The sequence below is a fragment of the Ruegeria sp. O11 genome, from assembly GCF_056535285.1.
The window spans coordinates 230732-245428 of the sequence record NZ_JBQERS010000003.1 but is presented as its reverse complement, the minus strand read 5'-3'; the positions used below and the strand labels follow the sequence as shown (position 1 = coordinate 245428).

Sequence of the window (14697 nt, the reverse complement as noted above, 5' to 3'; positions counted from 1 at the left end):
TGCACTGCTCTGCACGATTGTATCTTTGCGTGTGGCGCTCAGACTGTCATTAGCATTGTGGTTGAAATGCATAAAAAAATGCTCGAAAATGCGAATGAAAAAATTAAACTCTGAGTGTTCGGGTCGACAAATGAAACTCCCAACTGTTGAATGCTCGATGGCGCAACCTTTTGTGTCCCTTGCCCTCAGCCATGGCCTTGAAGTTGACAAATTTCTTGAGCCATCCGGCCTCAGTCTGAAGGACGTGCAGCGCGGCGAAGCGTTCATGGCAGGGCAGCATTGGTACGATCTGATCGACAATTTCGCGAAGGCATTGAGTAACCCGCATTTGGGGTTTGACGTCGGTGCGAATGCGGCTCTCAAGACATTGCCCAACCTGTCGATCCTTGAAACTCAAAGCGCGTCGCTCGGTGACCTTTTGATATCGCTAGTTGTGGACGTGGGCAGGATTTCGTCCATGGCGACCTACAATCTCGAGACCGACGGTCATGTCGCCAGGTTAGATGCAAAACGCACATTCAAGCCATCTTCTCCACCTGGCCAAGTCGACGGCTATTATCTGGGATTTATGGTTCGACTAGTTCGATCCGTCTGCGGTCCCGACTGGGATTCCAAAAAGCTACATTTCTGGGTTTGCAAACCTGATTGCATACCTGATTGGCAGAAAAAGGAGATTTCGGTACGCCAGACCAATCGCTTGGGCGCTCGCATCGAGTTTCCAGCGAACTGGTTGCTGCTTCGGTCCGGGGGTGGGCAAAGCCAGAATCTCCCGGAGAACGTCACAGGCGCCGACGACTTTCTTCAGCAAACCCGCGATTTGCTTGAACTGCATCTCGACAAGCAACCTGCCACCCTAAACTGGTTTGCCGAGTTGTATTCGCAAAGCCCCGACCGTTTGAAACGCACCTTCAGAGCCAATGGTACAAGCTTCAAAGCAGAACTGGAAAAATGTCGGGCGAAGCGAGCGAAGACATTGCTTGTAAACAGCCAACTTTCGATAAAAGAAATTGGTGAAAGTGTTGGGCTTCTGGACCAACCCAGTTTTCACAGGAGTTTCAAGCGATGGACCGGGATGACTCCGAATGAATTCAAGAAACGCAATCAGATATGCAACTCTGACTGATCGTTAAGCTAAAGATTACCGCTCCAAGATTCATAAGCGACGACGCAAGTCCCAACTTACTGCAGGCGTTGGCTCGCTTCGGATATCCGGCGTTTTTCCGTGGGACTTCAACGCCGCGAAAAGCGTAAAGACTCGGCCATACCGACTCAACAGGCTTCTCACGGGCGTTTCGGATATGGGCTGATACGGCCCCCGCAGCTTTCAAACGATCCAACAAATACGCTAAGCCCGCGAACGAAGCGCACTTCTGGAAAGCGGTCATTGATCAAATGGTGGCTTTGTCCGCAGAGCAGCCTTAGCGTAACGCAAAAACGAACGGCGTTTTTTTGCTTGCCGAGTTCAGAAACTGAAGAGATCCCGATCATACACAAAGCCCTTTGCAATACCGAGTTTCATAGCTGGGCTCTTGTGTTCTTTTACCATGAGGTCGGTGTAGTTATGGGCAAACCTCAGGATATCCACCAGCTTCATGACCATGACCGGATTGTAGTACTGCTTGTAGTACCACAGGCTTTTGCGGCCCGAGGTTGACAAACCACGCTCAAATCCCATGACCTTGGTCCGTGCCCGAGCGTGATACATGTCCACCGGATGCGTTCCCGCCCGAACTGCGAACTGTGCCATCTGGGCAAAATCTAATCGTGTTGGGTCAGTGCGGAAAATCACCCGCTTATGCGGCTCGTTGATGAAGTGGAACGGATAGTGAATGCCGGCCGATTCAGACTGACCGGTATGATCCATTAGGAGCGCCCTGATGTCGGAGAGCGCCACATTGCCAAAGGAGGCTTCCAAAAGGTACTCCATGGCGCCGTCCTGTGGCCTGGAGACAGCCTGATCACCGTCTCCAGGCAAGTACCCTGCCTGACGCATCAAATACTCCACGCGCTCTAATTCCTTGTTACCATCAGCCACAAACCCCAGGCGTCGCGGATGGCTTTCATTCTTTGCCATGGTGACGTCTGCAATCCGCACCAATCTCTTCTGCACTTCATTTTTGAACACAGCCAAAAAGGCTGAAGAGACACCCGTATCGCGGTCAACTGAAAAGTTCAGCAGTCGATACTTCCGACCGATCTTCTTCTTGAGCAGCATGATATGTGCAAACTCGGCCGCGTCTTGTCGAACCCTAGCGGCCATCTCAAGGAGCCTGATATCGTCATCAAGTTCTCTTGGCTTTTTGTTACGGTGCCACCTACTTGATTTTGGGTTGGTCGCCTTGTGTCGCTTGCAAATGTACTCGATGTACTCACTGGCAAACCAAATTCGAGCGTTCTCCTGCATAGAACGAGGCTTTTCTTTGTCTCCGACAATATCCATCGCCTTTTCGACGGCAAGCGGGTGAACGTCAGGATCAACATCTGTTGTAGACGCAATGACATACTTGCTGTCGCTGTGGACGGTGCACATGTGGCGCACTTCTACAAGTTTACGAATACCTCTGTCGGGCCAGTTCACCTGAAGGATTTGTGTGTCCGTGGCGAAGTGAGGACTATCCCCTTCAAATACTTCGGGCAGTCGCTTCTCCCGATCTGCCGCAAAGGCTTGGCATTGCTCGTGGATGAAGTCGATCTTCGAATAGACTTCCGGAAGTGATGTATCGAGTACTCGTGAGATAGCTGAAAGCGTCACGCCATTAACCAGCGATCTAAAGACTTTACCATTTAGGTCACTACGCTTATGTCGCCTCGTCGAGCGACCAATCGAAAAGGTCTTCTTACACGCTTTGCACTGATATCTTGGATCTCCTTTGGCCGTCTTACCAAACTTTCGATACCGGCTCGGCATGAGCCCAACGGTCGCTCCATGATTGATACATGCAACACTCGGACAACTTTCACGTTTTGTTCTTCTATTCAGGCGGGAGAGCCTTGCGTATTCTTCCGCCAATGCCTTGTTGGATTTGAGGATGCTAGACCGTCCGCAACTTGGGCAAATATAGGTGCGCTCACCTCCAGACCCGGAGACCTTGCCCCGCGCCAAGTTCGAACCAGGGTTAGCTGGTCGGCCGCGCCCATCTCGTGGGTCAGGTAATACGCCGTAAAGGTCACAAAGTGGATTGCGGCAAAAATTGACTGAGAAGCCGCCAGGCAGGCGAGGAAGCCGAGTTCTCATTTTGTTCGCAGATTTTTGCGAAGCTTTCTTGGGGTCCGGCATGTCACAAGCTCTTATTTCTAAACGAAAACGACCAGCAGGTTAGCTGCTGGTCGATAGCTCGTCAACATTTACCTATAGTGGCTTGCCTTGGGGCGCCCTTTTCTTTTTTGATTAAGGGGGCTTTGCCCCCTTGGACCCCCTGGAGTATTTGGGGCCAGATGAAGCAAGCGGATATGGTATCACGGTGACGTTGGGCGATTGTTGGGAGGATTCAGATGCAGAAAGTGAATGGCATAGGGGGCGTGTTTTTTCGCGCTAAAGATCCGGAGGCTCTGAGGGCGTGGTATGAGGAGCATCTGGGAGTTAATCACTACAACCCCATCCCCTGGAAACAGCGTGAAGGCTATACCGTGTTTGCGCCGTTTGCGCAGGATACTGACTATTTCGGCAGGGCTGATCAGCAATGGATGATCAATTTTCGTGTCGATGATTTGGATGCCATGATTGCACAGCTAGAGACTGCCGGAATTACAGTTGAAACGCATCCTGATTGGGATAGCGAGGTTGGCAAATTTGCACGTATTCACGATCCCGAGGGGAACCCCATCGAGCTCTGGCAGCCAAATCAATGACATAGCGGGTTGTATACCATTGTATCCTCGTAACTATATGAAATAAAAAGATAATTGATGTATTCCGTGAGCTGCGTATAGTGCCGGAAGCCTTGGGGAATGATCCATGACTCCGATAGATGACCATCCGCTGCGCTATGCGCTGGCTAATGAACTGCATGCGCGACCCTTTCCGGTGGCTTCAGCACCCTGCACCGCGGTATTTCTGGCGATCAAGAAAACGGATGCCGCAGCGGCCCGGGATCGCAATCTGGATATGGCGCATCTGATCGACTTGCTGAATCGCCATGGTGCGCAGCACCCGCAGCCAGGCGCGACGCATTATGCTGGTCAAATCGGGCGCCATTGGCTGAAATGGGAACAGCATACCGAGTTTGTGACATACACGGCCATTGCGCAGAATGTCAGTGATCGGGCTTTTAATCCCGCGGATTTCGAAGTGTTCCCGCCCGATTGGCTGATGGCTAGCCCGGGGCGGCGGATCACCTCGATCATGATGCGTGTGGTCGAGCGGTCAGAGGATGCCCTGGTCACGCAAGCACTGTCGGACTGGTTCGAGCCTGAAAGCCTGGCTGTGGCTAGCGTTCTGGATGACTCGGCGATTTGCGCCAGCGATTTTCGTATCGACCCGGCCGGTCACATGCGGTTTGCGCTGTTTGTTTCGAAATTTGCCGGTCAACGCAGAACAGGTCGAATTCTCCAGCGTCTTTGCGAAATCGAAACCTATAAAGCGATGTCCATGCTTGGCTTCGCCCGCGTCAAAGACCTGATGCCGCGCATCGGTGAACTTGATAAGAAACTGTCTGATCTGATGGTCCAGATGACCGATGAATCCGCAGCCCCCGACGATCTGTTGTTGCAATTGCTGTCAACCTCGACCGAGTTGGAAACTATTTCCGCGCGCAGTTCGTTCCGTTTTGGGGCGACCGGAGCCTATGAGGCGATCGTCAACCAGAGGATAACGGTTCTGCGCGAGGAACGGTTTCAGGGTCGTCAGAACTTTGCTGACTTCATGATGCGCAGGTATGACCCTGCGATCCGAACTGTGAAAGCCACCGAACGTCGCCTGCAAGCCTTATCCGACCGCGCCATTCGGGCGGGTGAGCTGTTGCGGACCCGGGTGGATGTTGAGCGTAGCGCGCAGAACCAGGCCTTGCTGGAAAGCATGGACCGACGCGCCGATCTGGCGTTGCGGTTGCAGCACACCGTCGAAGGGCTTTCAGTGGTGGCAATCAGCTATTATGCGGTTTCGCTTGTTAGCTACTTTCTGTATCCACTGACGAAGATCGGGATCAGCAAGGGGATGCTGACAGCAGTGGTGACAGTCCCGGTCGTACTGGGAGTTTGGCTTGCCATACGTCAAATTCGCAAGCGGTTGGAATAGACGGTATTTGCCAAATGCCGGAGGACCTGTAGAACCGTCATAATTTGGCAAAATTCTCGAGGGTAATCCGTGATTGGTATATTGGCCGCATGGCGCGCAGTCGCCGCCATGTTCATCCTAAATGGTGCTTTGTTTGGCATTTGGGCCTCGCGCATTCCAGCGGTACGCGACCGGCTGGAACTAAGTCACGAGGCACTAGGGTATGGCCTACTGTTTATGGCAGCAGGAGCGGTTTGTTCTTTTCCTATCACCGGGAAACTGACGGATCGGTTCGGGGCTGTGGCGATCACGCGGATCATCGCGGTTCTTTATACTGCCTCGCTGATCATGCTGGCGTTTGCGAATGGGTTCTGGGCGCTGGCCGCGTTCCTGTTCGTATTTGGTGCATTTCACGGTTCGATGGACGTAGCCATGAACGCTTGGGCCGCCGAAGTTGAGCAGGCTTATGACAAACCAGTCATGTCATCGTTCCATGCAATGTGGAGCCTCGGCGCAGGGCTAGGGGCTCTCAGCGGCTATACTGCGGTTCAAATGGGGCTGAGCGTGGTTCAGCATTTCCTGCTGGCAGGCAGCATCGTTGTGGGGCTGGCATTGGCTTTGTCCTGGGTGCAATGGAAGTCTCGCCGGTCGGATGCCAAGAAAGGATCGGTTTTTGCATTGCCTTCCGGTGCTTTGGTGCTGGTTGGATTTACGGCACTCTGTGGAGCTTTGGGTGAGGGCGCGGTGGCAGATTGGAGTGCGATCTTCCTGCGTGACGTGACAGGCGCCGCTGAGAGCATTGCAGCGCTAGGCTATGCTGTTTTCTCGGTAACAATGGTGCTGTTTAGATTGGCAGGCGGTTTTGTAATTTCCCGATTTGGACCCGTGGCGACGGCACGTTTTGGCGGCATCTGCGCTGCACTGGGTGTGTATACCGTGGTAACAGCCAGTGAGGCAGGGCTCGCTCTGGCAGGGTTTGCCCTGATGGGGCTTGGCTATGCTGTGATCATGCCTTTGGCGTTTAGTCGTGCCGCAAATGATCCGCTTGTCCCACCGGGTCAGGCGATCGCTAGTGTCGCGACTTTGGGGTACGGAGGGTTGTTGATCGGGCCGCCCCTGATCGGGTTCTTGGCGGAATTGATGACCTTGAGATTGGCGTTTGCGGTTCTGTTGCCGCTGGCCGTCCTGATCATTGTGCTAGCCGGCGCGCTGAAGCGCGCCGACTGAGATTGCTTAGCGTCCGCGAATACGCGGATCGAGCGCGTCGCGTAGTCCGTCGCCTAGATAGTTCACGCTCAACACGGTCAGCGAGATTGCAAGTCCGGGCCAGAACACGCGCTCGGGGTATTGCTGCAAATAGTCGACGCCGTCGAAAAGCAGGCGACCCCATGTCGGGAAGTCCGGCGGGAAGCCGAGGCCGAGGAAGGATAGAGCGCTTTCTGTGATGATCGCGGTCGCGATACCCAAGGTTGCAGACACCATGATAGGAGACAACACGTTCGGCAGGATATGCCGTGTAATGATCTGCGTGTTGCTGGTGCCGATGGACCGGGCAGCCAGAACGAACTCACGCTCCTTGATTGCCAACACATCGCCGCGCACGATCCGGGCGGTGGGCATCCATGAGGTTATACCGATGGCACAGACGATCAGGATGAAGATCCCGCGTTCCAGTCCGAATGCAGCGGACAAAGGCTCGCGGAACAGCAGCATCATCACCAACAACAAGGGCAACAGAGGCAGGGCCAGGAACAAATCGGTCAGGCGCATCAGCGGCCCATCAAGGCGTTTGAAGAATCCGGCAACAACCCCAATCAACGATCCAAGGAACAGCGCCAGCAGCATCGCGGTGATGCCCACTGAAACCGAGGTCTGCCCGCCCGACATCATCCGCGCCAGAATATCGCGGCCCAATTGGTCGGTCCCGAAGGGATGTGCCCAACTGGGGCCTTGGTTCCGCGCGCGAATGTCGATTTGCGTCGGATCAATGCTCCAAAGAAATGGGCCCAGATAAACCCCAGCGACGATGAAGATGAACAGAATCGCTCCAATCATCGCGCCTTTGTGAGTTTTGAACTGGTCCCAGACATCGCGCCACTGGCTGCGGGGTGGCGTAGTCAGCTCTTCCATAACGTCAGTGGTTGGCAGAGCGGTCGAGGCGGGCGCAAGTCCTTCGTCCGGGACCAGCGTATCGGTACGATCATGATCAGTCATAGCGAATCCTCGGGTCCAGAATGCCGTAGAGCACATCGGCGATCAGGTTGAACAGCACGATCAGCACCGCAAAGATGAAGGTTAGCGTCTGCACCATCGGCAGATCATTGGCCTGGATGGCCCCGATCAGCAATTGGCCGATACCGTTCACCTTGAACACCTGCTCGGTGATGATGGCGCCGCCGAAGATGGCCGGGATACCCAGTGCAATCACGGTGACCACGGGGATCATTGAGTTGCGCAGGACATGGACCATGACCACGGTGTACTCGCTGAGGCCCTTGGCACGCGCGGTACGGACGTAATCCTGATTGAGATTGTCCAGCATCGAAGCGCGCATGAAGCGGCTCAACTGCGCAGTGATCTGCAACGCCAAAACCATGACCGGCATGATCATCTGTTTCAGCTGCAACATGAAACTGTCCCAACTGTTCACCACCAGGGTGGTATCGTAAATCGACGGAAACCAGCCGAGCTGAACCGAGAAGATCACGATCACCAGCACGCCCGAGAAGAAGGGCGGAACCGAGAAACCGACCATCGACACGAATGTGCCCATCTGGTCGAACCAGGAATACTGGCGGTACGCGGAATAGATGCCGATGGGCAGGGCGATCAGAATGGCGACCACATAGGCGGTGCCAACAACCCACAGGGTCTGCGGGATACGCTGAACGACGATGTCCATAACGGGTGAACGAGTCTGCCACGAAATCACACGCAGATCACCTTCGGAAAAGGTCGTGCCAAACATCGCATCGATTAGCACCTGCGGTTCAATCCAGAAGAATTGCACGATCCATTTCCAGAACCGGATATGCATCGGCTGACCGAGGCCAAGCGCCTCACGCATCTTCTCTTTGACCTCAGGGGGAACGGTGAGCGGGACCTGCGCCATCGGGTCGCCAGGTGCGAGTTCGAGGAGCAGGAAGATGACGAGGCTGATGAAAAGAAGCGTCGGAACCGCCAGCACCAGTCGTCGAATGGTAAAGTTAAGCATTAAGAGGCGCCTTTATATGCGTCTTCTTGTTGGAGTGGTCTGCAAATGACCGCGCCCCGAAGTTCGGGGCGCGGTTTTGCAAGGCTAAAGCTTAGGAACCTGTCTTGCGGTACCAGTCCGCAATGTTCCACAGCTCGCTGTCCCAAACATTCAGGACAACACCACCCAGAGTGTTTGCGTGCGCCGACAGACGACCGCGGTGAACCAGCGGGATCATACCGCCGTTTTCGACCATGATGTCATTCAACTGACGCGCGATCTGCGCGCGCTCATCCGCGCCAGCGGTTTCGGCCAGCTGTGCGTGCAGCTTGTCATAGTCCGCGTTGCAGAAACGGCTGATGTTTTCACCCTGCCACTGGCTTTCCGGCTTGGGTGCCTTATCGCACAGGCCGTTGCCCAGATAGGACTGCGGATCGGTGCCATTGAAGGTGTTCGCATACATCTCAACGTCTGCGTAGAACTTCTGGAAGGTATCGGGCGAGCCCGGATCACCGCCGAAGAAGACAGATGCGTTGATATTGCGCAGCTCGGTTTCGATGCCGATCTGGCTCCACCACTCTTTGATCAGCGCCTGGAAGTCCTGACGGACGGCGTTGGTCGAGGTCTGATAGACCACTTTCAGTGGCACGCCGTCTTTTTCACGAACGCCATCGCCATCGGAATCGACGATGCCCGCATCATCCAGCAGCTTTTTCGCGCCTTCTATGTCCTGCGTGTCGCAGCTGAAGGTGTCGGAATTCACCGCCGCAGGTGCGGGAACCCAGTTACAGGTGACCTTACCGGCCTGACCGTATCCGATTTCAACCAGCAGTGGCCGGTCGATGGCCAGCGACATCGCCTTATATACGGCCGGATCCTGCAGGAACGGATGCGGATGCGTTGCAGTTGAACGCTCGCCTTCCGGCAGATCTGGCGATGGGTTGGTCTGGTTCAGCATGATGCGTTCAACCAGCGGACCAAAGCCTGCAACCGGAGTACCTTTGCCGCCTTCCTGCATTTGCGCGATGACTTCAGGTGCCAGCTGCAGGTTCCAGGCATAGTCAAACTCGCCGGTTTCCATCACCGCACGGCCAGCTGCAGTCGCGTCGCCGCCGCCTTTGAAGGTCACGGTTGCAAAGGCTGGTTTCGCCGGGTCGCGATAGTTGTCGTTCGCCTTGAAGGTGATCACGTCATTGGGCTTGAATTCGGTGACAACAAATGGACCGGTGCCGATCGGATTAAAGTTCTGCTCGGTGCATTCGGGTGCTTTGGCCCCCATGCAATCCGCGAACTGGGCTGCCTGGATGATCGGGCTTTCGCCACCCACGAACGGGCCATAGGGGAACGGAGTCGGCGCGTCGAATGTGACTTTGACAGTCAGATCGTCGACAGCCTCAACGTTGGTGACGCCTTCAAATTTGGTCACCTGCGCACAACCGCCTTCTGGGTCCATGCAATAGTTTGCAGTAAATACAACGTCAGCTGAGGTGAACGGTGTGCCGTCTGACCATGTGATTCCCGGCGCGATTTTCCAGGTGATTGAGGTCAGGTCTTCGCTGACGCCACCATTTGCAACCGTTGGGATCTCGGATGCCAGAAACGGAACCATCTCACCGTCTTGATTGTACCGGGCCAGGGGCTCAATAACCAACGAAGCTGATTCCACATCCTTGGTGCCACCCGAAAGAAACGGGTTCAGGATTGACGGTGCTTGCCAGTAAATGATGCTGACATTGCCGTCCGATCCACGCTCGGCCATGGCCATCGGGGCCATTGCCGTGCTTGCAATCGCACCAAGCAAAAGGGTTTTGATTTTCATCATACACTCCATGTTGGACACATACGTGTCTCGATTATCTCCGCGATGCCCGCGGATTTGGCGTTGCCGTCAAAGGGGGTAAGAACATGGAATCAAACGAAAACGGTAGTTTCGCCCACGAGTTTTCCGTCCTCTCCCCAAAACGGTTACGCGGCGTATCGAAACAGAGTTTTGGAAAATTGCAAGCCTTGCCGTGCGAATTTTGACCAATCGGTTTGACTTTTCACATCCCTCGGCCTTAGCGTTTGGCACTCAATCCGAAAAGCCGCCAAGGGGAGAGCGCGCGTGCTGGATCAGCCAATTGCCCAGATCAAAAAACTACGGGTCGAATTCCAAACAAAAGATGGCCCGGTGGTCGGGGTCGAGGATGTCTCGTTCGAGGTCAATCCGGGCGAAACCGTCTGTATCGTAGGCGAATCGGGGTCGGGCAAGTCTGTCTCATCCTTGTCGTTGATGCGCCTGGTCGAGTTCGGCGGAGGCGAAATTGCAGGTGGGCAATTGCTGTTCGACCGCCGAGATGGCGAAGAGATGAATTTGGCCGGTGCCGATCAGGATCTGATGAAACAGATTCGCGGAAACGAGATCGGAATGATCTTTCAGGAGCCGATGACGGCCTTGAACCCGGTGTTCACCGTTGGACGGCAATTGACTGAAGGATTGCGAATCCACAAGGACATGAACAAAGCGCAGGCTGAGGACCGCGCGCTGGAGCTGCTGCGGCAGGTGAGAATCCCCGAACCCGAACGGCGCCTGAAACAATATCCGCATGAACTGTCCGGCGGTATGCGCCAACGCGTGGTAATCGCCATGGCCATGGCATGTGAGCCGCGCCTACTGATCGCGGACGAGCCCACAACGGCACTGGACGTGACCATTCAAGCCGAGATTCTGGCGTTGATGGATCGCCTCAAGCGCGAAACCGGCACAGCGGTGATGTTCATCACGCATGACATGGCGGTGGTCGCGCAAATGGCGGATCGTGTTGTGGTCATGTTCCGCGGCAACAAGGTCGAGGAAGGCACGGTTAAAGAAATCTTCGAGAACCCGCAGCACGACTACACTAAGGCACTGTTGGCGGCGGTACCGAAACTGGGTGAGATGCAAGGCAAAGCCGCACCTGAGCCAATGAAGCTGCTGGGTGAGGAAGGCCAGACTATCGCGCCGATCCCGGGCACCAACGAGGTGCTGCTGACGGTCAAGAACCTGACTACGCGCTTCGCGGTGAAAGGTGGATTGCTGCGCCGGACCATCTCGAACGTGCATGCGGTCGAAGATGTCTCGTTCACGCTGAACCGGGGGCAGACCCTCAGCCTTGTGGGTGAATCAGGTTGCGGCAAGTCGTCGGCAGGGCGCTCGATCTTGCGGCTGGTCGAACCGATGGCGGGTGAGGTTGATCTGGACGGGGTCGACATCATGAAGCTAGATCAGGCCGGGCTGCGCAAAGCGCGGCTGGACATGCAGATGATCTTTCAGGACCCGTTCGCCTCGCTCAATCCGCAGATGCAGTTGGTCGATCAGGTGGCCGAGCCAATGCGCAACTATGGCGTTGCCTCAGGATCTGAATTGCAGGATCGCGTGGCGCAACTGTTCGACAAGGTGCAGCTGCCGCGCAGCTTCATGCGCCGCTTCCCGCATGAGATGTCCGGTGGTCAGCGGCAACGGATCGCGATCGCCCGCGCACTGGCGCTGAACCCCAAATTGATCATCGCGGATGAGGCTGTATCGGCACTGGACGTCTCGGTTCAGGCACAGGTGCTGAATCTGATGATGGAGCTGCAATCCGAACTTAGCCTTAGCTATCTGTTCATCAGCCACGATATGGCAGTGGTCGAGCGGGTCAGCCACCATGTCGGAGTGATGTATCTGGGGCGTATTGTTGAACTGGGTCCGCGTGCCCGCGTATTCGAAAACCCGCAGCATGCATATACGCAAGCCTTGATGAAAGCCGTTCCGATTGCGGACCCGAACAAGCGCAAGTCTGAAAAAGATCTGAACTTCAAGCCTATTCCGTCCCCGATTCATCCAATCGGTTACGAGCCGGAGCCATCGGAGTACAATGAGGTCGAGCCCGGTCACTTCGTGTTGACGACTGACAGCGGATATTAATTCCCATGGCCGAACGCCTGACGCCGCTTGAAATCATGACCCGGCTGATTTCGTTCCCAACGGTCAGCCGCGACACAAACCTTCCGCTGGTGGATTGGGTCGAGGGGTATCTGCAAAGCCATGGAATCGACGCCCATCGCTGGCCGGATCCGGACCAGCCGCACAAGGCGGCAATTTTCGCGCATGTCGGCCCTTGGGAAGAGGGTGCTATCGTGCTGTCGGGGCACACGGATGTTGTGCCGGTCGATGGCCAACCCTGGGATACAGATCCTTTTGTCGTAACCGAGAAAGACGGAAAGTATTACGGGCGTGGCACCTGCGATATGAAGGGCTTTGACGCACTGGCAATTTGGGCTCTGGTTGAGGCGCATTACGCTGATGTGAAACGCCCCCTGCAACTGGCGCTGAGCTTTGATGAAGAGGTGGGATGCACAGGTGCGCCGCCGATGATTCAGGCTATGCAGAAGGTCTTACCCAAGGGCTCAGCAGTGATCGTGGGTGAGCCGTCAACGATGCAGGCCGTTACCGGACACAAAGGCGGGTTCGGCTACGACACACATGTGGTAGGGTTCGAAGTTCACAGCTCGATCATGCATACCGGTGTTAATGCGATCATGGCGGCCGCACCGCTGATCGATTGGGCCAATCAGCGCAACGCTGAAAATATGGCGGCGGAACCATCAGACATTGCCGCAGTATTCGACCCGCCATGGACGACATGTCATGTCGGCATGATCGAAGGTGGCACGGCGCATAACATCACCGCAAAGGATTGCCGGTTCATGATGGATTTCCGGGTTGTGCCCGGCGAACAAGCTGCACAATGGCGCGACGCATATCTTGATCAGGTTCGGCAGGCTGAGGTGCAGATTCAGGCCGTTCATCCCGAAGCACGCATAGACGTGTCCGATCATTTCGCTGTGCCTGCGTTGGTGCCTGAAACCGAAGGTGAGGCTGAGATACTTGTACGCTCTCTGACTGGCGACAACGCGACTCATGTCGTCAGCTACGGCACAGAGGCGGGACAATTCCAAGAGGCCGGGTACTCGGCGGTAATTTGCGGCCCCGGTGATATAGCCCAAGCGCATCAACCTAATGAATTCATAGAAGTTTCGCAGTTCAATGCGGGTCACAAGTTCATGGAGCGTCTGGTCCAGCGTCTCTGCAAATAACACCTGAAGGGAGATCTAAGATGCCCGTCAAGAACCGGCTTGCCGAAATGCATGGTGAAATCACCAAGTGGCGCCGCCATCTGCATATGCACCCTGAGTTGCTGTACGATGTCGAAGAAACGGCGGGTTTTGTCGTTGATCGTCTACGCGAGATCGGAGTCGATGACATCACGCCTGGCATCGGCAAAACTGGTGTTGTCGCGGTGATCAAAGGGCGCGAAAATACGAAGGGTCGGGTTATCGGACTGCGTGCCGATATGGATGCTCTGCCGATCGAAGAGGCGACCGGGCTTGACTATGCCTCGACCGTTTCGGGCAAGATGCATGCATGCGGGCATGACGGTCATACTTCGATGCTGCTGGGGGCGGCGCAATATCTCGCTGAGACGCGGAATTTCGATGGCACCGTGGTTCTGATCTTTCAACCTGCCGAGGAAGGCGGGGCAGGTGGTCTGGCGATGTGCCAGGACGGGCTGATGGATCGTTGGGGCATCCAAGAAGTCTATGGGATGCACAATATGCCCGGGATGCCGGTTGGGGAATTCGCCATCCGCCCAGGCGCATTGCTGGCCTCATCAGACGAGTTCGAAATCGTTGTGACGGGCAAAGGCGGCCATGCTGCTGCCCCGCATGATGCGGTGGACACGACGCTGGTTGCATCGCATATTGTCGTTGCACTGCAATCGGTTGTGTCGCGTACCGTCGATCCGATCAAACGTGTCGTGCTGACCGTCGGAACATTTGAAACTGACAGCGCTGCTTCGAATGTGATCGCCCATACGGTACGTCTGCAAGGCACGGTTCGTACGCTTGATCCCGAATATCGCAAGATCGCGGAAGAGCGCGTGCGACGGATCGCTGAAGATACGGCCTCGGCCTTTGGGGCAACCGCGAAAATGACATGGACACCAGGGTATCCGGTGACCGTGAACTCCGAGGCTGAAACGGTTTTTGCTGCTGAAGCCGCAGAGGCGGTCTCAGGTAAGATCAACGACAGTACCGATCCGATCATGCCATCAGAAGATTTCGCTTACATGCTTGAAGAACGGCCCGGAGCCTACATCTTTATCGGGAATGGGGACACGGCCATGTGCCATCACCCAGAATACAATTTTGACGACGACGCCATACCCGCCGGCTGCAGTTGGTTTGCAGAACTGGTGGAACGACGAATGCCCGTCGCCTGATTTGGGAG

Annotated in this window: 11 protein-coding genes; 7 read left to right on the top strand and 4 right to left on the bottom strand. The window is 55.4% G+C overall.

Going from position 1 to position 14697, the window contains the following annotated elements; genetic code table 11:
* Positions 1 to 130: 130 nt before the first annotated feature.
* Positions 131 to 1123: an AraC family transcriptional regulator gene (locus tag ACRZ91_RS09490; protein WP_170700185.1), complete on the top strand. Its 993-nt coding sequence runs from the start codon at positions 131 to 133 to the stop codon at positions 1121 to 1123.
* A 339-nt stretch (positions 1124 to 1462) separates the two neighbouring features.
* On the opposite strand, the gene ACRZ91_RS09485 is transcribed toward ACRZ91_RS09490, so the two are convergent.
* Positions 1463 to 2752, bottom strand: a complete 1290-nt coding sequence (locus tag ACRZ91_RS09485; RefSeq protein WP_480904613.1) for a hypothetical protein — start codon at positions 2750 to 2752, stop codon at positions 1463 to 1465.
* 740 nt (positions 2753 to 3492) lie between these two features.
* On the opposite strand from ACRZ91_RS09485, the gene ACRZ91_RS09480 reads away from it, so the two are divergent.
* From ACRZ91_RS09480 to ACRZ91_RS09470, 3 genes are all read left to right on the top strand, one after another.
* Complete coding sequence (locus ACRZ91_RS09480; RefSeq protein ID WP_480904610.1) at positions 3493 to 3849, top strand: VOC family protein; 357 nt, start codon at positions 3493 to 3495, stop codon at positions 3847 to 3849.
* Between the two features lie 106 nt (positions 3850 to 3955).
* Positions 3956 to 5233, top strand: coding sequence for a DUF3422 family protein (locus tag ACRZ91_RS09475; protein WP_480904607.1), 1278 nt, complete (start codon positions 3956 to 3958; stop codon positions 5231 to 5233).
* A 69-nt stretch (positions 5234 to 5302) separates the two neighbouring features.
* Positions 5303 to 6439 (top strand): MFS transporter, encoded by a 1137-nt coding sequence (locus ACRZ91_RS09470; RefSeq protein WP_480904604.1) that lies wholly within the window; start codon positions 5303 to 5305, stop codon positions 6437 to 6439.
* Between the two features lie 6 nt (positions 6440 to 6445).
* Here ACRZ91_RS09470 and ACRZ91_RS09465 read toward each other — a convergent pair whose 3' ends face one another.
* The 3 genes from ACRZ91_RS09465 to ACRZ91_RS09455 form a co-directional block, all read right to left on the bottom strand.
* Entirely contained in the window at positions 6446 to 7426 is a 981-nt protein-coding gene (locus ACRZ91_RS09465) for an ABC transporter permease (RefSeq protein WP_170775653.1), read from the bottom strand.
* A complete protein-coding gene (locus ACRZ91_RS09460; RefSeq protein WP_010442803.1) occupies positions 7419 to 8426 on the bottom strand; it encodes an ABC transporter permease in 1008 nt (335 codons plus the stop codon). The genes ACRZ91_RS09465 and ACRZ91_RS09460 overlap by 8 nt, the downstream gene beginning before the upstream one ends.
* 91 nt (positions 8427 to 8517) lie before the next feature.
* Entirely contained in the window at positions 8518 to 10224 is a 1707-nt protein-coding gene (locus ACRZ91_RS09455) for a peptide ABC transporter substrate-binding protein (RefSeq protein ID WP_010442802.1), read from the bottom strand.
* A 285-nt stretch (positions 10225 to 10509) separates the two neighbouring features.
* Between ACRZ91_RS09455 and ACRZ91_RS09450 the strand changes: the two genes are divergently transcribed.
* Genes ACRZ91_RS09450 through ACRZ91_RS09440 form a run of 3 tightly spaced genes read left to right on the top strand, consistent with a single transcriptional unit; the run spans position 10510 to position 14689 of the window.
* Entirely contained in the window at positions 10510 to 12330 is a 1821-nt protein-coding gene (locus tag ACRZ91_RS09450) for an ABC transporter ATP-binding protein (RefSeq protein WP_170476593.1), read from the top strand.
* A 5-nt stretch (positions 12331 to 12335) separates the two neighbouring features.
* Entirely contained in the window at positions 12336 to 13502 is a 1167-nt protein-coding gene (gene argE / locus ACRZ91_RS09445; protein ID WP_480904599.1) for an acetylornithine deacetylase, read from the top strand.
* Between the two features lie 20 nt (positions 13503 to 13522).
* Positions 13523 to 14689 (top strand): M20 aminoacylase family protein, encoded by a 1167-nt coding sequence (locus tag ACRZ91_RS09440; protein WP_480904596.1) that lies wholly within the window; start codon positions 13523 to 13525, stop codon positions 14687 to 14689.
* Positions 14690 to 14697 lie beyond the last annotated feature (8 nt).